General features: G+C 60.0%; 23 protein-coding genes and 1 other RNA gene. 4 read left to right on the top strand and 20 right to left on the bottom strand.

Annotated elements, in window-relative coordinates; genetic code table 11:
- The 18 genes from AXF13_RS09190 to AXF13_RS09110 all read right to left on the bottom strand — a co-directional run bounded on the left by AXF13_RS09190 (nucleotide 1) and on the right by AXF13_RS09110 (nucleotide 10053).
- The gene (locus AXF13_RS09190; RefSeq protein ID WP_062252786.1) at nucleotides 1–387 is read right to left on the bottom strand and encodes a hypothetical protein; all 387 of its coding nucleotides are present in this window, start codon (nucleotides 385–387) and stop codon (nucleotides 1–3) included.
- The gene (locus AXF13_RS09185; RefSeq protein ID WP_062252785.1) at nucleotides 384–1022 is read right to left on the bottom strand and encodes a pesticin C-terminus-like muramidase; all 639 of its coding nucleotides are present in this window, start codon (nucleotides 1020–1022) and stop codon (nucleotides 384–386) included. The genes AXF13_RS09190 and AXF13_RS09185 overlap by 4 nt, the downstream gene beginning before the upstream one ends.
- A 109-nt stretch (nucleotides 1023–1131) precedes the next feature.
- Nucleotides 1132–1641, bottom strand: a complete 510-nt coding sequence (locus AXF13_RS09180; protein ID WP_062252783.1) for a Mor transcription activator family protein — start codon at nucleotides 1639–1641, stop codon at nucleotides 1132–1134.
- A 3-nt stretch (nucleotides 1642–1644) separates the two neighbouring features.
- Nucleotides 1645–2049, bottom strand: coding sequence for a regulatory protein GemA (locus AXF13_RS09175; protein ID WP_062252781.1), 405 nt, complete (start codon nucleotides 2047–2049; stop codon nucleotides 1645–1647).
- A 1-nt stretch (nucleotide 2050) separates the two neighbouring features.
- Nucleotides 2051–2773, bottom strand: a complete 723-nt coding sequence (locus tag AXF13_RS09170; RefSeq protein WP_062252779.1) for a DUF2786 domain-containing protein — start codon at nucleotides 2771–2773, stop codon at nucleotides 2051–2053.
- Nucleotides 2754–2948: a hypothetical protein gene (locus AXF13_RS09165; RefSeq protein WP_062252777.1), complete on the bottom strand. Its 195-nt coding sequence runs from the start codon at nucleotides 2946–2948 to the stop codon at nucleotides 2754–2756. The genes AXF13_RS09170 and AXF13_RS09165 overlap by 20 nt, the downstream gene beginning before the upstream one ends.
- Before the next feature lie 33 nt (nucleotides 2949–2981).
- Entirely contained in the window at nucleotides 2982–4091 is a 1110-nt protein-coding gene (locus AXF13_RS09160; protein ID WP_062252775.1) for a phosphoadenosine phosphosulfate reductase domain-containing protein, read from the bottom strand.
- Entirely contained in the window at nucleotides 4085–4291 is a 207-nt protein-coding gene (locus AXF13_RS09155; RefSeq protein ID WP_062252773.1) for a hypothetical protein, read from the bottom strand. The genes AXF13_RS09160 and AXF13_RS09155 overlap by 7 nt, the downstream gene beginning before the upstream one ends.
- Nucleotides 4292–4300: 9 nt before the next feature.
- Nucleotides 4301–4367, bottom strand: an RNA gene (locus AXF13_RS09150) — hammerhead ribozyme type II.
- On the bottom strand, nucleotides 4367–4732 hold the full coding sequence (locus AXF13_RS09145; RefSeq protein ID WP_062252771.1) for a nucleoside triphosphate pyrophosphohydrolase family protein: 366 nt from the start codon (nucleotides 4730–4732) through the stop codon (nucleotides 4367–4369). Before AXF13_RS09145 ends, AXF13_RS09150 begins: the two co-directional genes overlap by 1 nt.
- Before the next feature lie 18 nt (nucleotides 4733–4750).
- Nucleotides 4751–5362 (bottom strand): DUF3164 family protein, encoded by a 612-nt coding sequence (locus AXF13_RS09140; RefSeq protein ID WP_062252769.1) that lies wholly within the window; start codon nucleotides 5360–5362, stop codon nucleotides 4751–4753.
- A gap of 15 nt (nucleotides 5363–5377) precedes the next feature.
- Nucleotides 5378–5665: a hypothetical protein gene (locus tag AXF13_RS09135; protein ID WP_062252768.1), complete on the bottom strand. Its 288-nt coding sequence runs from the start codon at nucleotides 5663–5665 to the stop codon at nucleotides 5378–5380.
- Complete coding sequence (locus AXF13_RS16060; protein WP_083522045.1) at nucleotides 5659–5973, bottom strand: hypothetical protein; 315 nt, start codon at nucleotides 5971–5973, stop codon at nucleotides 5659–5661. The genes AXF13_RS09135 and AXF13_RS16060 overlap by 7 nt, the downstream gene beginning before the upstream one ends.
- On the bottom strand, nucleotides 5966–6505 hold the full coding sequence (locus tag AXF13_RS09130; protein ID WP_062252766.1) for an Rrf2 family transcriptional regulator: 540 nt from the start codon (nucleotides 6503–6505) through the stop codon (nucleotides 5966–5968). The genes AXF13_RS16060 and AXF13_RS09130 overlap by 8 nt, the downstream gene beginning before the upstream one ends.
- Before the next feature lies 1 nt (nucleotide 6506).
- Nucleotides 6507–7247, bottom strand: a complete 741-nt coding sequence (locus tag AXF13_RS09125) for an AAA family ATPase (RefSeq protein ID WP_062252764.1) — start codon at nucleotides 7245–7247, stop codon at nucleotides 6507–6509.
- 8 nt (nucleotides 7248–7255) lie between these two features.
- Entirely contained in the window at nucleotides 7256–9373 is a 2118-nt protein-coding gene (locus tag AXF13_RS09120; RefSeq protein WP_062252762.1) for a Mu transposase C-terminal domain-containing protein, read from the bottom strand.
- Nucleotides 9374–9382: 9 nt separating this feature from the next.
- Complete coding sequence (locus AXF13_RS09115) at nucleotides 9383–9631, bottom strand: HTH domain-containing protein (protein WP_062252760.1); 249 nt, start codon at nucleotides 9629–9631, stop codon at nucleotides 9383–9385.
- Nucleotides 9628–10053 (bottom strand): hypothetical protein, encoded by a 426-nt coding sequence (locus AXF13_RS09110; protein ID WP_062252759.1) that lies wholly within the window; start codon nucleotides 10051–10053, stop codon nucleotides 9628–9630. Before AXF13_RS09110 ends, AXF13_RS09115 begins: the two co-directional genes overlap by 4 nt.
- 254 nt (nucleotides 10054–10307) lie before the next feature.
- On the opposite strand from AXF13_RS09110, the gene AXF13_RS09105 reads away from it, so the two are divergent.
- The 3 genes from AXF13_RS09105 (at nucleotide 10308) to AXF13_RS09095 (ending at nucleotide 13206) form a co-directional block, all read left to right on the top strand.
- Nucleotides 10308–10988 (top strand): XRE family transcriptional regulator, encoded by a 681-nt coding sequence (locus AXF13_RS09105; protein ID WP_062252757.1) that lies wholly within the window; start codon nucleotides 10308–10310, stop codon nucleotides 10986–10988.
- A gap of 694 nt (nucleotides 10989–11682) precedes the next feature.
- Nucleotides 11683–11931, top strand: coding sequence for a sunset domain-containing protein (locus AXF13_RS16055; RefSeq protein WP_008685126.1), 249 nt, complete (start codon nucleotides 11683–11685; stop codon nucleotides 11929–11931).
- Between the two features lie 258 nt (nucleotides 11932–12189).
- On the top strand, nucleotides 12190–13206 hold the full coding sequence (locus AXF13_RS09095) for an alpha-hydroxy-acid oxidizing protein (RefSeq protein WP_083522044.1): 1017 nt from the start codon (nucleotides 12190–12192) through the stop codon (nucleotides 13204–13206).
- A gap of 89 nt (nucleotides 13207–13295) precedes the next feature.
- On the opposite strand, the gene AXF13_RS09090 is transcribed toward AXF13_RS09095, so the two are convergent.
- A complete protein-coding gene (locus AXF13_RS09090; RefSeq protein WP_062252753.1) occupies nucleotides 13296–14408 on the bottom strand; it encodes a pyridoxal-phosphate-dependent aminotransferase family protein in 1113 nt (370 codons plus the stop codon).
- Nucleotides 14409–14924: 516 nt separating this feature from the next.
- Entirely contained in the window at nucleotides 14925–16355 is a 1431-nt protein-coding gene (locus AXF13_RS09085; protein WP_062252751.1) for a histidine-type phosphatase, read from the bottom strand.
- 164 nt (nucleotides 16356–16519) lie between these two features.
- On the opposite strand from AXF13_RS09085, the gene AXF13_RS09080 reads away from it, so the two are divergent.
- Entirely contained in the window at nucleotides 16520–18787 is a 2268-nt protein-coding gene (locus AXF13_RS09080; RefSeq protein WP_062252749.1) for a bifunctional diguanylate cyclase/phosphodiesterase, read from the top strand.
- Nucleotides 18788–19109 lie beyond the last annotated feature (322 nt).

Genomic DNA, 19109 nt, shown 5'->3' with positions numbered 1-19109 from the left:
CTATTGACCGGGGGCGGCGGGCAGTTCTGGAGCAGCACCGCCGGGGGGCGGGCCGACAACGGGGGCGGCGTACTCTTCGAGCATGCGGGCAAGACGCTCAAAATAAGCGCTATCCCCAAGGCCGGGAGCTTCTTGTTCAAGATTGCGCAGGAGTTGGGCATTGTTTTTTTCCTTTTCCTTGGCGGCGAGACGGGCCGTGTCGAGTTTGAGCAGTGCCGTGTCCGCCGCACTGTGCGCGGTTTCATAGGCGGCGAGGCTCGCGCGGGCGCTGGAGAGTTCGGCGTCAGCTCCCCGCCAGCAGCCCCAGAGCCACCAGTTGGCGACCAGCGAGGTCAACAGCGCGGCGCTGGGCAGCACGCCCAGAGCGGCGATAGCCCAACGGGTCACAGCAACTCCTCCAGCAGTTTGCCTTCGAGGCGGCGACGGCGCTGGTATCCGCTCCACAGGCTGACGTTCTTGAGGCGGTCCGCCGCGTCAGCCCAATCCTGATTGACAAACGCTTTCCAGGTATTGGGATATTTGCGCGGACTGCTGACTCCGCGCTGGTACTGGATGCTGACGATCACGGCCTGGGCCTGCCAGGGCAGCGTGGCGAACCGGCCCGGTACGCCCACGGCCCGGTCATAATAGTCGGCAATTTTGGTGACATGGTGATTGAGCATGGCAGCGTCCAGATCGTCGGCCGTGTCCTGCCTGATGGTCAGGGGCAGGCGGTGCAGCACGGCCACGGCGGCAGCCTTCCGCTGGCCCAAATAGGGCCGGAGCTGGTTGACAATGCCGGGGTTCACGCCCATGCCGCCCAGCGTGGCGGCGTCCGTCTGGCCAAGGTCCACGCCCGTGCCGATGGTCACGCCGCTGATGCCCATGGGGACGTATCGCTCCGGGTTCGGGCCGCCGTAGTAGTTGGCCGTGCCGCCCGTGGTCAGATCGCATGGAATATAACCGCGCAACTGCTGCGGCCCTTCGAAGCCGGGCCGGTTTAATACTTCACGTATTTCGTCGAGATGGATTTTGTTGTTCATACAGCTCCTTTCCGGGCTACAAAACAGAGCCCGCACTGCCACTGTAGTGGCAGCACGGGCTCAGGAAAGGCTGGATGAGTTCAGCGGTCGCCCGGCGGCGGAAAGGGAGTTACAGGAGACTTCCTTGCCGCTGTGCCGGGGGGGCGGCTGGCGGCGGTTTTTTGAGGATGCGCCAGATATAGCGGTCGCAAAGGCGGTAACGCAAGGCCAGAACCTGCACAAGTTGGCGCTCGGATAAACCCTGCTCCGCCAGTTCCGCGCGGTCGCGCAGGATGGCCGCGTCCCGCACCTTGACCAGGGCCAGTTTGCAGTTGGGGATATACAATTCCGTAGCGGCATATTTGCGGGCCAGTGCCCGCGCGGTGTCATGATCCACGCGCTTGGCGATGTCCGCCAGCATGGCCCGGCCCAGGGGCGTTTCACCGTAGGGGATGCGCAGGGTCAGGCCGCCGTAGTTTTCCACCAGCTTGAGCGTGGCGGGCAAGCCCAGCAGGTGGGCAAGCTCCTGCGCCGAGGGCGGCAGCAGGGCGAACTCAAGAACGTCCAGGCCGCACGGTTCCGGCGAGCTCACGCGCATGGCCTCAAGATGGCGGGCCACGCTTTCTGCGGGTTGGTACATGGTCTATCCTCCTGTCTCGCGGCCCTGCTGGCGGACCAGAGCCGCCACACAGGCCGTCAGTTGCGCGCGGTCAGCGGTGCCAAGTTGTGCGCAACCTTTGCTTTGCCGCCGGATGACGGCGTCCGCGTATGTGTCCGGGCGGCCCAGGGCGGCGCACAGGGCGGCGATCTTGGAGTGGAGCGGGCGCAGTTCGGCGGGCACACCCTTGGGGTGGCGCGGGCGCGGCGTCCAGCCCTTGCCCCTGAACTCCGCCAGCATGGCCTTGAGCTGGGGCACGGTACACTTGGCGGCGCTGTCCCGCCCGGTGACGGAGCGCAGCAGATCGCGGTAGGTGGCGTCGTCCAGGGCCATGTCCTTCTGGGCAATCTTGACGCTGGCGATCAAGCCTTTACGGAATGCGTCGTTCATGTCAGGCCCCCAGGGCAAGATTTTGGGGGTGATATTCCACCGGGCGGTCCAGGCTGACCTTTTCCCCTTCGCGGTCCCCCTCTCTCATGCCGGTCAGGTCGCCGCTTATAGTGCCATTACGGGAAGTGCCAATATTGGGATACTTCCTCTTGAAATAGGTATCGACAGCGCCCCGGCGGGAGAGGACAAGGGCCGTTTCCTGTGACGTCTCCTGTTGGCGATTACAGCGCGCCTGATGTTCGAGACGTTCCTCCACAGCAAGAGCAAAGCCTTGGAGGAATGCGGAGCGCTTGGCTCCGATAACTCCTTGCTCACGGGCCTTGCGCTGGCTGAAATCCCACAGAAATTCAAAGAGCTGTCGGGCAATATGACAATCCGGCACAACGCCCACAAAACGAACAGAACGACGATAACGTAACGAGCCCTTTTTGTTGACGGGACGCCATGCATAGATGGCTTTTACAAAGAATCCACATTCTATAGCTTGCACCAGCAGTTTAATATGGGTTGGGATATACTCTGTGCAAAGGACAAAGGTTTCGCTTTCGTCGCAGTTATCATCTTCGCGCAGATCGTCTACATCCGATATTTCCAGACGATACTCGCGCAACAATTCCTGGGCTCTGACTGCCGCCGCCTTCGCCTCGCTTTCAAAAGACGAACTGGCGGCAAGGCGCAGTAGCTTCTTCACCTTGTCGATAATTTTATGCTGCTTTTCCGTCATGCTCGTGACCTTTGTGGTTTCGCGTCGCCAGAAACGCGCATTTTTTGCAATAATGCTCTTTGCCGTTGGGGCTAACCCAGCCCTTGCCTCTCAGGCGGGTCAGCAGCGTGGAATAGCCCACGCCCGTGACGGCGCACCCGCAGCCGTCGCAGATGATGGTGGTTTGCTTACTCATTATCCTTATCCTTAGCAGTTCAATGAAAGGAACTTATTTCCATCGGAATGTCTGAGATAATCCAAGCGGAGCAGCTTGGCGGCAGTAAGTAAGCACGCCCCGCAGACCCAACTGTTCCATGACAAAGCGATGTAACTTGGGATGGCTTTCGGCCAAGCGCTCAAAGCGGTTACGCCCTCTCTCATCAAGGTGCAGGCCAAAGCAGCAAAATACACAGCCCGTGCGGCTCACGCCTGTAGTTATGGGCGATCCGTTCTTCCCCCGGACAATGCGTCCATACACGGAGGGGATGCGGATGCCGTTTTGTGCGATACAGCGTAGTACGTCCGCTTCCGTCCAAAACGACAGCGGGGCCGAACGCGGGCGCTTCATGTCGAAGGCGTTGCAGCCGCCCTCCAGTAGATAGGCGCGCTGTCGCGCCTTGCTGTCGCTAGCCAGCGTACCGACGAAAGGTCTGCGACCACTCTCGCGCTCATAGCGGGCTGCGGTGTTTTTCTTCATCACTTCGCAGCATTTGTCAGAGCACTCGAAGGGGGCGTCGAAAAGAAAGCGCCAGCGCAACGGCACCTTGAAGCCTTCAACTTTTCTTCCGAAGCGGTTAATGCCTTCAAGATATAGACGCCTGACGTTCTCATTTTTGCCGGTGGGATGGCGGACAACATGGACGCCCCGCGCAATTCTTTTGCTGGCGATGGGCCAGCCATGCCGCTCTACCACAGAGGAAAAGCGTATTTCGGGACGCCAAACGACATGGTTCGGCGTATCCAGCACTTGTCGCACTACTTCGGGATATTCCAGACCCGTGTGGAAGAAGACAGCGGGTACCTCCGGGTAAAGTCCTCGCACCAGCCAGAGTAGCAAAGAACTGTCCTTGCCGCCGGAATAGCTGACGCTGACCTGTCCGTCCCATGCTTCATACCAGTCACGGATGACGGAGCGAGAAAGATTAATTTTTTCCTCCAGCGGCAGGGCCTGCTTGCGCGCCAGCTCCTTCTGGCGGGCTGCGATGAGTCCGCTTTGCGTGGCCTGTGCCACTCGGCGCTCAAAACCACTAAGCGGCGCGGGAGCTTGCCCGTGCGCGTCCAAAAGTTGCTGAGGTAGCGCAACGGGACGTGGAGGCAGAAGCGAGCATTGTGTCAGCATTGCGCATTTTCCTTAGTTCTCTGGAGCTGTACCGCCGCATTAAGGGCGTCCAGCATGACGTTGACCATGGCCTGGGTTTTCTTCGGGGCACGGCAGCCCTTATGGACAAAACAGACTACGCTACCGTCCTTGTTGTCGCGGATCAGCCATGCGTCCGCTTGGGTGCGGCGCAGGATAAAGCGTTGCGTATTGTTGGGCATCATTGTCTCCCTTGGCTGCTCGTCAGGTCGGAGCCGCCACGCTCCGACGACCGCCCCACGGGGGGCGTTTTCGCGCTAAACAACCTTCCCGCCGTGTCGATGGGGTCGAGTACGGTTATATGTGTGTTTTTCCAGGATGCAGGAACCAATCTGGATTCGCAGCAGACCGGCAAGGTCAAAAATTCTGATTACCGCGTCCGCCAGCTCCTCTTGGAAGTTCCCCTGGCCCATGACAACTTTTTCCTGGCCGTCAACGTTGGGGATGCCGTTTTTTCTGTAGGCTTCAAGAGCTTCTGATAGTTCGGAGTGAATCAGGGCCAGATTTGCCGGGATGAAGTCGGGCGGCAGAAAGCGCAGATTGTTGGTATCAATGCCGTCATACCAGCCTTTTTCCTTTGCCAGCCTGTGGATCTCATACTGATCAGGTATAGTGATGCTCATCGCTTTGCTCCTTCGCGGTTACAACGCCGCCATATCCAGCGGGATGGCGTTGTATTTGCCGTCCTTGCCGCGCTCGTAGGCGCGCACATATGCCTTGCTGTCCAGCACTTGCAGGCTGTCGCCAATGGCCTGCATGGCCCGCTGCCAGCGTTCATCCTCGATTTTGTGGCGGCGCAGGGCCAGGAGCGCGTTGGTGTTGATGCGGCCTTCCTGGTTGACGTTGAACGCCTGTTCGACGATGGCCCGCAAGGGTGTGGGACTCTCGCGGCTCCATTCCTCCAGGCATCCGTCAATAAGGGCCTTCGCCGCGCGCAGGCCTTCGTCAAAGCCCAGCGTTTCGCTGTATTGGCGCTTAATCTTGTAGCGCCCGTCGAAAGAAAGCAGCGTCACGTTGCCCTTGTCGCCGCCCACCTTGGCCCCGTAACGTTCGGCGGATATCTCCACAAAGGCCGCCACGTCGCCCATCAGCTCGTTTTTCAGGGCGCGGAGCTGCGCCTGCATGGCCTTGACCTTCTCCACCTTTTCCTTGACCAGTTCGTCGCGGGCGAGGTCGATTTCTTTGATTTGCGCCACGGGCACAAAGCAGCCGCGCGCATCTTCCATGTACCCTTCAAAGATTGCCTGGTTCATCGTTGCACCTCCTGCCTACTCGGCCTTGTCGTCTTTGCCGCAGCTCTGGAAAGGGCCAGGGAACGGGACCACCCGACAGCGCCCCCCCTTGTCGGGGGCGGGATTCGGCGCTGTCTGCGAAGGCTCGGCCAGACCAGCAGCGGCGCAGGCCACGGACAGCCCCAACTCCATGCGCCGCGCCTGGACAGCGTGGGCCATCAGGTTGGCGCGCAGCATGCGCAGATACGCCCACTCTTCTTCTCCCACTTTTCCGCCCAGCACGCCGATGCTCACGGCGCAGGATTCCAAGTCTTGACTCAGCATTCTTTCTCGCTCCAAAGGTTGCAGTGTTGGCACTCCCGCCACTGGCGGAGCGCATACGGGTTAGAGGTCGGCATGGAGGCAGCCCGGCGCGAGGCACAAGCCTCCGGGCCGCGCGTCCCGCCATAGACGGGGCAAGGTTGCCCCAGAATTTCCATGATGCGTTGTTCCATTTTGCCCGTGCCGCCGGGATACTTGCCGTTGATAACGAGGCTCAGACTGGACCGGGCCACGCCCAGGCGGCGGGCTACAGCCGTGACGCTGCTACTGGCTACGGCGCTTTCAAGAAGGGCGGCAGCAGCACTATTCATGAGGTGCCCCTAAGGCGATGATTTCACCCGTGTTACGGTCCGTGACGCATTTCTCCGCCCGGTTGTAGGCCGGGGCCAGCGCCCCATGATTTGACTCTGGCCGCAGATAATAGGCTTTGGTGCGTCCGGTCATGCCGAGTATCCCGGCCCGATACAGCGCCCGGCAGTAGTTGCGCAGATTTTCTTCCGCCCCTTTTTCCTCGCCGTCGCACAGCGTGGTCAGCAGATCGTCCACGCTGAAATGGTCGCGCATCCGCATAATATTCCAGGCCCGCTGCCGCAGGGTGCGTCCCTCGCTGGTTGCCGCCCGGCCTTTGCGCTGGCAGGGCAGATATCTATCCGCCAGCCGTGCCCGGCCTGCCTCAGTGATGCCGTGCATGCCGCCCTCGCTGTGGATGAGCTTATGATGACGCAGGCAGCGGCACAGCTTGCGGACATATTCGCTGGACACACCTATGCTGGAGGCCAGTTGTCGGGTGTACTGCGGCCCCTCGGATGCAAGCCGCTCCATAATGTTACGCACGGCATCCATGTCACGCCGCCTTGCGTATTTTTTTGGCCGTGCGGCTCTGCCAGTCATGGGCCAGCGCCACGCCCTCAAAATGCTTCACGTCCAACGGGCCTTGCAGGCCGTTATCCTTGGCCAGACGCTCGATCCCGGCCAGGATGTTCAGCACTTCCCTCATGCGCCCGGCGGAGAGCCGTAGAACCTCGGCGGACAGCGCCGGAGTCAGCTCGTATTCGCAGAGCTGCTTGCAGGCCAGGGTCACGTCCGCAGCCGTGCAGGGCGTGAACTCCACTACCTGGGCGATGCGGCTGCTGATCTGTTTGAACCGATTGATATTGCGCTGTATCTGCTCCATGCCGATCAGCACCACCGTCACCTCGGCCCGGTCCGAGAAGTCGCGTACCTTTTCCAGCACAGCGGCATTATCCCGCAGCGTAAATTCCGCTTCGTCCACAATGAGCGGGCACTGGCGCTCAACCAGCACGCGCAGGGCGCGGTCAAAAAGCTGTTGGGCCGTCCCGCGAGAGTCGATGTTCAGCGCCCGGCACAGCTCGGTCAAAAAATACTTGGGCGTCATGTCCACATTGGCGCGCAGGAAGATTGCCCCGGCGTCTTCCGCCCAGCGGGATACAATGTGGCTTTTCCCAAAGCCCGGCTGGCCATGCACCAGCATCATTCCTGCCTCAGCCGCGCCGCGTTGCTCCACGGCTTTGACTCCCGCCGTAAAGCGGGCGTAATTCTCTGTTTTCACAAAGGCTTTTTTCATAGTCCCTCCTAATCAATGCCTTCAATTTCCAGCAATTCGCGCATATCAGCGTATTCCTCACCCTTGCGGTAGCTTGTGATAAAGGCCGCATCGGCCTCGGTCTGTTGTTCAGGATGACGCCGCAGCCAGCGGAAGCGTTCAAACTGGCTGGCAAAGAGCGCCGGGCGCTGTTCTTCCGGTTCCGCCTCAACAGGAGCGGCATCCGGAGCCGGGTTCAGGTCTATGCAGGGCCGGGTGCTGTCCGCCACGTCCAGGGCTGGAGTGGCATCCGACTCCGGCAAGATGATTTCCGCGCCGGGGGCCACGCGTTGGAGCTTGTTGTTGATCCGTCCCACTTGGGCCTTGGCGCGCTTTTCGCGGGCCGCTTCCACTTGGCTGGGCTGAAAATAGGGCCGGGTATTGCCTTCCAGGGCAGCCTCACAAATGCGCTGCCCGTCCAGAGTCCAGCACCACACGCGGGAGCTGTCCCAAATGTCGTAACGGACCTCCACAAAGGCATCGTGGTAGTCGGCCAGCTCCGGAGCGAAATAGTTGCCATTCTGGAAAAGCACCCAGCCGTTACGGCACTTGCGGCGCTCGCCCGGCATAAACAGCTCGCTATCCATGCCTTCCGGCACACGCACCGGAGTAAAGCCGCGAGCCTCGAAAGAGCGCCAAAATTCGTCCGGCGAGTAGTGGCGCATACGGCCCAGACTGTCGCGGTAGCGCGGCAGCCCCTTGTGCGGCGAGGAATTGTATTCTTCCACCCGCGCCAGTACATGCTTCTTAAATTCGTCCCAAGTGGGCAGTACAGCGCGTTTGCCCACTTTCAGGGCCGCGCGACTGCGTTTGAAATTCCGGTGGGCGGCATCGCCGTCCATCAGCGCACCCGTATAGCTTTCCAGACCTTGGGCGGCGCGGACCCACAGCGTCTTGACGCCGCGTTCCATGAGGCCTTTGCCCTGCGGGCGTCCGGGTATGGCGCGGCAGGGTTCAATGCCCAGGCGCTGAAACATGCCCGTGCGGTCATCCAGCAGCAGGCGGTTGAGGTAGCCGGGACCGCCGTCGCTGTAAAACAGAGCCGGGATGCCGCCAAAGCAGCAGGCCATGCGCAGGGCGTCCAGTACCGTGAAACGACTTTCCGCCAGAGCGATGGAGAGGCCAACACAACGTCGGGTGGCTACGTCCAGCACTGCCGTCACTTCTGGTTTAAACGGCTGTCCATTGCCAGGGTGCAGCACTTCCGCATCAAAGGTGGTGCCGTCCGCTGTGTACACGTCGCCGGGCCACAGTTCGGAAGTGTTGCGGCGCTGGTAGGGGCGCAATTTCAACAGGGCATTACCCGTGGCGCGGCCCGCCTCGCGTTCAGGCGCGTTCATCTTGGCCAGCAGACGGCGCACTGCGTGGATGGAGGGCGGATTGCCCTCTCCGCGTGCTGCCAGTTCCCTGCAAAAATCGCTGTAGGCTAGGGCTATGGACGGATGCTGCGGCTTCTGGTAGTGGCGCAGAAAGTCGTCAAACCATGAGGGGATCGGAACCGTCTTGCTCTGGCTGGGCAGCAGCCCGGCTTCGCCGCGCTCGGCGTAATCCGCCATCCAGCGATAGAGGGTGCGCCGGGTCAGCACGCCGCCGCGCTTGCAGGCCGTGGCCGTGGAAATCTGCTCCATGAGTATGGAGGGGAGGCTGCCCAGGCGCGAGGAGTCCGCCAGATGCCGGATGGCTCCCTCCTTGCCAATAACGCCGGACATGCGCTCAATCTCGCGCACAAAGGCCAGACGGGCCGTGGCCACCGCGCGCTCGCGGTCTGACGCGCCTGGAAATAGCGGTGTTGCGCTGGGGGCGGGTGTATAGTTGATGGGCTGGACCGGAGCCGGAGCAGTGCCAAGTTTTGCGCTATAAATAGTGCCAACTATGGCGCAACTGTCCGCTTCATGCGTGGCGTACTGCTGCCGTAGCAGGCCCGAGGCGATCAATTCGCGGGTTTCCTTGGGCATGCTGGCGACTATCCACAACTTGCCGCCGCCGCGCCCGGTACGCTGGACGGATTGCCAGCGTTCGCGTTTGGCTCGAGCAAGAATACTCTTGACGGTAACGCCCCCAAAAGTAGCAATTTCTTGTGTTGTGCATGTGGTATGGACGTCGCTCATAGCTTGTTCCTACCTGTCCGCCGTACGGGGATCGCAAAGATATTCTTCTGCCGCGCCATGCTCACGCAGCCAATCTAAAACTTTGGGGCTGTGGATTTTCCCCGATAATGTGCGGTAAATGGCCTCACTGGACACACCCAATTTACGCGCCAGAGCCGCACCAGATAGCCCTTGGCCGTCTAGTACCTCTTGCAGACGGCGGCGATATTTGGCGCGCTCCGCCCCAAGGGCCATTCGTTGGGCAAATGTCAGGCTCATAGTTCATCCTCCAATTTGCGGAGCCGCTTTCTCATTTTCTTCTGCTCAATTAATGTGCGACCGTATTCGCAGACTTTGCGGTCTTCCGCTGTCATCACGTCCAGCCCCACGCTTCTGAGCATGGCCCTGAGCGGAGCCGGGTCATCCGTCGCCAGATAAAAGGCCAGCACAGCCAGGATGGACGGGGGATGCCCCTCATCCGAGGGCGACAGCCACTTGTCCAGGGTGTCTTTACTGATGGACCGTACATTGCCCGCCGTCAGCCGCACCCCGCTGCCGCTGGCCACAGCGTTGATCTTGTCCGGCAGCGCCTTACGGCCTTCCCCCTCCGGTGCGCCTGCCACCGTGCGCATGGCTGCCTTGATGGCGGGCATGACGCTGGCAAGAGGGGCGCAATTCTCGAAGAGAGAAGCTTGGTGCATAAGATTTCCTTTGCTTGTCCAAATTCGGCAGAGCTATGGACGTTGACCTTTAGCTTGTGGGCCGTTAATTTGTTTTCAGTTCGGAAAACCAACCGTCCACGGCTTTCTTTTAACTTAATATGGTTTGAAGTCAACTATTTTTTAGGGTAAAAGTTTGAATTTCTCTAAAAATATGGTTTAAAAATGATTTCAACCATATACAGGAATACTCCGGTAAAAGTTAAAGGTAAAGGTTTGGGCAGGAAACTTTTACCATGAATACACTCGGTGAACGGCTTAAATTATTACGGGGTGAAACGTCACAAGCGGCTTTCGCTGCTTCGTTGGGCATTCCTCAAATGACGTTGAGCAACTACGAAACTGGCAAAAGTGAACCAAAATTGGTTTTACTGAAAACAATATGTGAACGATTTCGGTTAAACACAAATTGGTTGCTTTTCGGGCGAGAGCCGATGACCATAGATGGGGACTCATCCGGGCTACCAGACGAAACAATGCCCCCTCAGTGTGATGTTGAGTTAAAACTCATCCCACTAGTCGAAGCACGCATATCCGCAGGGCAAGGAAGCCTTGAGGTAGATGGAAGTAGCGAACGAAGCTACGCCTTTCGTATGGATTTTTTACTGCGAAAGGGGAATCCGAATGCTATGGTGCTTATGCGGGTAGCTGGTGACAGCATGCAACCGGAGATATGCCATGGTGACGTGGTACTTATAGACCAAAGCAAGCGCAGTATCATTCCAGGGCGTATTTTTGCTGTGGGCTTTGAAGAGGCAATTTACTTGAAAAGAATTGATATGCTTCCGGGCAAAGTTATTCTCAAAAGCGTTAATGAAGAATGCTATCCACCCGTAGAATTAAGCGTGAGCGGCGACTTGGGGGAGCAGTTCCGGGTTATCGGACAGGTGCTTTGGAGCGGGAGAGAATACCGCTAGAAGCCCAATGCATTAGTGTCAATTTAAACGCAAAAAACGCGCGAAAAAGCAGCAAATAAGCTGATTTTTCGCGCGTTTCTATTTTGGCCAATAAGTCGCTACAAATCCACGGCCCAAGCGGGCGCGCCGGGAAAATCCCCCTCATTTCGGTAGTGCCATTTCTATCGCTACCCTAGTCTGTGAGCCGTCACGCAAAATGAGAATTTTCGTCACGCAACTTGAGAACGTGCCGAAGCGTTTTTGACGCATTGGCACGTTCATTGCATATTGATTATTCGGCCTCAAGAAGCCTTTGCGCGCCGAGTTTCGCATAATCCGGCAGTTCACGTCGATACGCTTCCGGCGTCAGCATGGCCGCGTGGGCCGTGGTTCCACATACGGCTTTTAGGCGCTTTCCGGGGCCTCTTTCGTTCTCAAGTTGCGTGACAAAACGGCCTGAAAATGGCCTTCCGTTCTCAAACCTTTGTGACGGCGCTTCCGGGGCCTCGGAACAGCGGTAGGCCCGCGTCAGTCAAGGAAAAGTCAAAGATCCGCCAAGCCGGATCGGCCTTCCTCTTCATTCTCATCTTGGCTGACCCCTTAAAACTCTTCAACGGAGTGTATCATGATATGGCGCACTCCGCTTTTATTATTGCCGACCATTGAAATAGCTGTTATGCATTAGTAAATATTTTATTATGCGGATTACAACATTATGTTTGTGGGGAAAATTATGCAGAGTCTACGCCGCTTGGTCTGCGTATGGGCGGTCATGTGCGTGCTGTTGTCCGGCCTTGCCGTGGCTGCCGTTGCCGCCGGGCCGTATCACGGCAATGTACAGAGCCGGATTTACCATAACAGTTCCTGCCGTTACTACTTTTGTAAACGGTGCACGGCGGTGTTTGCGACAGCCCAGGCCGCGCGGGCTGCCGGATACCGGCCCTGCAGAGTTTGCGGCGGCTGACCGGGCGGATTTTCCAGCAAGCCCCGGCGTTCCGAACGATGCGGCAGTGAACTGCGATCTGTGGTCGTGGGCTTTTTCTTCTCCGTGAAACCGTTCCGGCGGCGTTGACAACAGGAGCGCCTTCAAGCAACCTGCCTGAATGGCAAAGAAAATCCCATGCCGCGCGCAAGCGGGCATGCCGGATCACGGCAGCGGCCGGAGTCAGTCCCCCGGGCCCGGACCGCTTCACCCGCACCGCAACCCTGGAGGAAAGTCCGCATGGATATGAAAACACTGCGCCGACAGGCGCGAGAACGCATGAACGGGGCCTGCCGCGTCTGTCCCCAATGCGACGGCAAGGCCTGTGCCGGTGAACTGCCGGGCATGGGCGGCATCCGCACCGGCGCTTCGTTCCGCGCCAATGTAAGCGCCCTGGAAAAAATCTGTCTGAAAATGCGGCTGATTCATGAGGTGCGCGCTCCGGAAACCGCCTGCGAGGTATTGGGGCTCTCCTTGAGCATGCCGGTGCTGATTGCTCCGCTGGCGGGCACGACCTTCAATATGGGCAATGGGCTGCCCGAGGAGCGCTTTGCCCAGGTGGTCACGGAAGGAGCCCGTTCCGCCGGGACCATTTCCTGTACCGGCGACGGCACGTCCGAAGTGTTCGGCAGCGGGCTGAATGCCGTTCAGGCTGCCGAAGGCTGGGGTATCCCTGTTATCAAACCCTGGGCCGGAGAGGCCTTTTTCGAGCGCCTGGAGCGTGCGGCCCAGGCCGGTTGCCGCGTGGTGGGCATGGACATCGACACCGCCGCCATCACCGCCCTGGCCAAGAGCAAGCGCCCGGTATCGCCCAAAAGCCGCGCGGAACTGAGCGCCATTGTGGAAAAGGCCCATGCCCTGGGCTTGAAATTTCTGCTCAAGGGCGTGCTCAGCGTTGAAGACGCCCTGGCCGCCGAGGAATGCGGCTGCGACGCCATCGTGGTTTCCAATCACGGCGGCCGCGCTTTTGAGGCCGTGCCGGGCACGGCCGCCGTGTTGCCCGCCATCGCCCAAAGCGTGCGCCGGATGACAGTGCTTGTTGACGGCGGCGTGCGCGCCGGAGCGGATGTGCTCAAGATGCTGGCCCTGGGTGCGGCGGCCGTGCTGATCGGACGCCCTGCAATCATCGCGGCCATGGGCGGCGAGGAGGAGGGAGTCCGGATGTTGCTGACCCGGATGCAGCGCCAGCTTGAGGAAAGCATGCTGCTCACGGGCTGTGCCTCGGTTCGGGAGGCCGGGCCGCATCTGCTGGCCTGAGCCAAGAAAGCCCTCAACAGAGAAAAAGGAAGGCGGCGGCATCGTCATGATGCCGCCGCCGTTTTATGTACAGCCGAAAAACGGATGTGTTACTTGTTGATGCAGGCCTTGATGGCGTTGATCAGGCGGTCGATGGGTTCCTCGCGCGCCCCCTCACCCATGACGCCCACGCGGATAACCTTGCCGGCCAGATCGCCGAGGCCGCCGGCCACTTCGATCTTGTGCTCCTTGCGCAGGCAGGCGCGCAGGGTATTGGCGTCCACACCGGCGGGCGGCAGGAAGAGATTGATCTGCGGGGCCCCGCCTTCCTTGACGTAGGGCGTGAAGCCGAGCTTGGCCAAGCCGTCGGTCAGGCGCTGATGCATGGCCACATGGCGCGCGAAGGAGGCGTCCAGGCCTTCGGTCAGCAGATTGTCCAGGGCCTGATGCATGGCATAGTACATGTTGATGGGCGCGGTGTGGTGATAGACGCGGGGCGAACCTTCCCAGTACTTGCGGATCAGGGAAACGTCCATGTACCAGTTGGGCACCTTGGTCTTGCGTTTGGCAATGGTTTCCATGGCCGCGTCGGAGAAGGAGGCGGGAGCCAGTCCGGGAGGCACGGAGAGGCATTTCTGCGAGCCGCTGTAGAAGGCGTCGATGCCCCATTCGTCCACGCGCATGTCCACGCCGCCCAGACCGGCCACGCTGTCCACCAGATAGAGGGTGTCGCTGTTCTTGACCAGTTCGCCGATGGCGGCGATGGGGTTGTTGATGCCGGTGGAGGTTTCGGCATGCACGGCGGCCAGAATCTTGTAATGCTTCTTGTCCAGCTGGGCCTTGACGGCGGCCGGGTCAATGGGCTGGCCCCAGGGGCACTCCACCACGTCCACCTGCGCGCCCAGGCGCGTGGCCACTTCCACCATGCGCGAGCAGAACACGCCGTTGTTGACGATCAGCACATCGTCGCCGCGTTCCACCAGGTTGACGAAGGTGGCTTCCATGCCGGCGGAACCGGTGCCGGAAATGGGGAAGGTCACGGCATTCTTGGTTTTGCACACGGCGCGCAGCTGATCCTGCATGGCGTCCATGACTTTGATGCAGTCGGGATCAAGATGACCCAGCGTGGGGATGCTCATGGCCTTGAGCACATTGGGGGCGACCGGGCTGGGGCCGGGGGCCATCAGCAGAACGTGATCCAATTCTCCGAAAACTGTGGTCATTTCAAGCTCCTGGTTTATGGGTGGCATGCACCGGATGTTCAAAATCCCCATCCAAATACTGTAGCAATACTTATAGAGGCGCAATAAAAATTCTATAACGCTGTATGGATCCAAAGAAAATCACGGAACAGCATCAAACCGTGTCCAGCGCGCGGACAGATGGCGCGCTGTGTCCTTCCGGCGTATTCAGAAACGCGTTTCGGGCTCTGACCGGATTTTGTTTCGATCCTGCGTTGCAGTGTCCGGCCGACGTGACCCGGGGCATTACTTTGTTGGCGTTGACATTCATTGAATGCACAATCTGGAACTATCTGCCTGTAACAACCGGAATTTTTGTTTTACTGTGATTTTTTTCACATTTGTCTGGATAAAAAACAGCGCGGACAACACTGTGATGCGCAAAGCACCCTATGGCAAAAACAAGCACTTGTCCAGTCCGGGAAAAAGCAGGCCCGATTCAGACTACAGTCGCTTCGTGTCCGAAAGGACGGCGCAAACGGCGTCCTTTCAGTGGAATCATTCCGCAGCGTCCCTGACCAGATGCAGCCGGGGAACCTGCTGCGGGGCCAGCGGCGCGCCTGCGGTTTTGTCGCGTACCAAGCGCGTGAAGTCGCTGAGTTCAAAGCGGGCTTCGCCCACCACGGGCGGCGCGCTGACCCGTGCGGCCACCGGCGCATGTCGGCGCGGATCGGCCGACGCTTCCGGTTCGTTCTGAGCGGCGCTCCGAGCGTCCGGAGACCGGGCAGGACTGACCGCGTCCTTCCGCAACGCCAGAACGGCGGCAAGGGGCGAGTATTCTCCGTCAAAAGGCGCGTGCAACGCCTCCAGCGGCTGGGCGTAAAACCGCACCCGCACTTCCCGCTTGTCCCCCCGGCCCCAGAGTTCCAGAAACAAGACGCCCGCCGGGGGAATGTCATTGGGGGGATAGCTTTCGGCCTGCCAGTTGACGCCCAGCAGGCCGCCCAGATTGGCAATATTGGTGTCGTGCCCCATGAACACCACCAGGGAGGCCGCGTTGAGGCGCTGGTCATAATGCGCGCCCGTCAGGGCGGCGGTCATTTCCGTGAGCAGGGACGAGCCGCGCGCCCAGGCCACCAGGGGCGTGCGGTTGACCACGTCGAAAACGCGGCTGTGCACGGGCAGCACCTGGCTCAAGGTCTTGCCGTCCACCTGGCCCCAACCGGCGTCGCTGCCGGGCCATTGCCCGTACTCCAGCAGAAAGATCTCCGCCAGGCTGGAGGCAATGCCCAGGCCCCCGACAAGGGCCACACTACGGCCTTCCGGCGAGACGCTCACAGCATTGGGGAGATCGGAAAGACGGCATTGCGGCGACAGGCCGAAACGGCTGCACAGCTCGGGCGAAGGCGGCGCGCTCAGCTGGTCGATGAGGGCCAGCGGACCGGCGAAATCCTCCTGCAGCTGCTCCAGGCCGCCGTCAGTCGTATTCAGAACGTCCGTGGCCGTGGCCGCGGGATCAAAGGCGAACAGGCCGGCCTTGACCGGATGGAAAAGGGGATCGGGCCCGGCGTCGGCCACGGCATAGCCCTGCGCGCAGTCCGGACCCAGGCCGTCAAGCAGCGCCCGTGCCGTGGCCCTGGTGCGCTGGTCCGTGTCGGCGCGCACGAAAACCGCGCCCGGTGGAGGGCAAAGCGCATCCGGCAGCAGGCCGTGATTGAGCAGCACACCGCGCAGATCCGCCCACATAGCGGTGACCAGCCGCGCCCCGCGCGGCGTCAGGTGCCCGCGCTCCACCGGCCAGTGCGGCCAGAGACGGGCGCTCCAGACGGACAGGGTTTTCATGTCCTGGGTGGGCGAACGTACGCCGTGCCTGGACAGGGCTACTATTTTGAGCAGCCGGGCGTCGCCGTCCTCAACGGCTTCGGCTGCCGGAGAACTGAAAAAAAAGGCGCAGGCCAAGGTGAAAAAAAAGAGATGCAGGGCGCGCATGCCGTTCCTCCTTACCGCGACTGCTGCACGCAGCATAGCCGTAAAGCATACGAGCGGCAACGGCATTTTGGCCGCCTTTGGAAAATGCGACCCTGCGGACTTGAGATGTTCATGGAAAAAAGCTACGCTAATTGTTTAGAAACGTATTTTTCGGGTGAGAAGCAGTGCTCAGCAGTTCCGAACAAATCAAACGCACCTACGCGATGGGTTTTCTGATCGGCGGAATTTTCCTCGTCTGCGGTCTGATTTTGCTGCGTCAGGTAAGTTTGCAGAACGAGCGGGAAAACGCGCTTTATTTGTATGACACCGTCAGTCAGCTGCGTACGCTGTTTCAGCGCCAGATCGCGTTGGATTTCCAGACTCTGCGAGGCGTGGCCGTCAGTCTCGGCCATGTGCCGGAGAAAGAAATTCTTCCCGTCCTGAAGGAAGTCAATGACAATAACGCCTTTTTGCGCATGGGCCTGGCCAAGCCCGACGGCAGTGTGGACCTCGTGGACATCAGCGGGGACCTGCACCGGAATGTGAATCTGGCCGACGAGCCTTTTTTCCAGAAGGCCCTCGCGGGCGAGCCCGCGCTTTCCGGAGTGCGCCGGAATTCCCTCGGCCCCGGCGCGGTGGTCTACTGCGCGGTGCCCGTATATGCTGAAAACGGGGTCAGCGGCGTGCTTGTGGCCGTCAATGCGGCGGATATTTTTCTGAATATTCTCGGCATTTCCCTGTTCGACAATCAGGGCGTGTCGTCGCTCATTGACGGGAGCGGCGCGTATGTCCTGCGGGCCTCTTCCGGCGGGGCCGTGATCGGTGGCCGGGAGGGGGATATTTTCCGCCTCGGCTCCCTGGAAGACACCAAGCGGGAACAGGTGCTGGAAAATCTGCGGGACCACCGGCGCGGCGTTTTTTTCTACATTGCGGACGGCAAGAAGTATTTCGCCGCGTACGAACCTCTGGACGTCAACAACTGGTTTTTGTTCTGCACCGTGCCCGCGGCGGCCCTGACGCTGGCTCCCAACGCGCTGCTGTTCAGCATCTGCGTGATCATCGGCCTGGCCCTGCTGCTTTCCTTCTTTCTGCTCTGGCGCGTCCGCGTCATCAGCAACAGGTATCGCGGCGAACTTGAGCGCCTGGCCTTTGTGGACCCCCTGACCGGGGCGCGCAACGCCAACCGGCTCAAAATGGACGCTTCCTCCCTGGTGCGGCACAATCCGGATCAGATTTTCGCCATCTGGTACGCGGACATCAAGAATTTCAAGTTTTACAACGAAATGTTCGGCTATGAGATGGGCGACAGGGAACTGGTGCGCATCGCCGGGTTGCTGGCGGCCTGCGACGGCCCCTTGTCCCTCTGCTGCCGGGTCTCGGCGGACAAGTTCGCGGGCATCCGGCCCATGCGCGACCGGGAGGAGTTCTCCCGGGAGTTCCAGCGCCTCTGCAAACGGATTGAAAACGATGCGGCCCGGCTTTCGCGCGCCTTCCCCCTGGTGTTGCATGTGGGCGTCTACGGCACGGATACGGCCGGGAGCGGAGAGCTCTCTTTCATGGACATGCTCAACCGCGCCAATATCGCCCTGCGCGTGGCCAAGGAAGGACGTTCCGACACGTGCGTGTTCTACTCCGAGGACATGCGCGGCCTGGCCCTGCGTCAGCTGGATATCGAGAGCCGGATGGAGAACGCCCTGCGCGGGAGCCAGTTCAAGCTCTATTTCCAACCCAAGGTGGACATCCAGAACGGCAATTGCGTCCACGGCGCGGAAGTGCTGGCGCGCTGGCTTGACGGCGACCGTCTGGTGCCGCCGTGCGACTTCATTCCGCTCTTCGAGCGCAACGGCTTCATCGTCCAGCTTGACCGCTATATGTTCTCCCAGGCCTGCGCCTGGCTGCAGCAGCGCATCAGAAGCGGCAAGGAGCCGCTGAACATCGCGGTGAATGTTTCGCGCCTGAGCATCATGCAGGACGATTTCCTCCAGTATTACAGTAATATCAAAGAGCGCTACGCTATTCCCGACGGCCTGCTGGAGCTGGAGTGCACGGAATCGTTGGCCCTGTTTGACGAACGCTTCCGGGAGCTGGTGCTGGAATTGCAGAAACGCGGCTTCCGCTGCTCTCTGGATGATTTCGGCGCGGGTTTTTCCTCGCTCAATGTGCTCAAGGAGCTGCCCATTGACGTGCTCAAGCTGGATCTGCTGTTTTTGCGCAAAAGCCAGGATCTCAAGCGCGAGCGCATCGTGGTTTCCAATGTCATTGCCATGGCGCAGCAACTGAGCATCCGTACCGTAGCCGAAGGGGTGGAGAGCGCCGAACAGGTGGAATTTTTGCGGGCCAAGGGCTGCAACCTGGTGCAGGGCTATGTCTTTGCCCGGCCCATGCCCGAAGCGGACTTCGAAGCCCTGCTGGACAGCCTGGGCGACCGGGCCATGCCCTTGGCTCAGAACTAGGCTCAGCCCTTATTAAAACGTCGTCCGCGAAAAGCTGAATTTTTTCGGACAGCAAGGCGCAAAGGAGAAATTGGACGAAGCTGTATTGAACATACCGCGAGGTCAATTTCTTTTTTGCAACGCCGCTGTACGGAAAAAGGCGGCTTTACAGCAGGCGCTCTAGGGTCTGTTAACACTATAGAATTTTTGTTCGCCTGCAAGGAAGATAAACCTGCTTTGAGGGAGTGTACTCTTCTGGTACTCGACCGAAAAAGCAGGTGAAATCTGACGCGGCAGGAGGGCAAAAAGGCATAGCGTTAACAGGCCCTAATGAGGGCTGTGC

This window comes from Desulfovibrio fairfieldensis, assembly GCF_001553605.1.
Lineage (GTDB): Bacteria > Desulfobacterota > Desulfovibrionia > Desulfovibrionales > Desulfovibrionaceae > Desulfovibrio > Desulfovibrio fairfieldensis.
The sequence above is the reverse complement of the archived record's forward strand: the minus strand, read 5'-3'. Positions and strand labels throughout refer to the sequence as shown.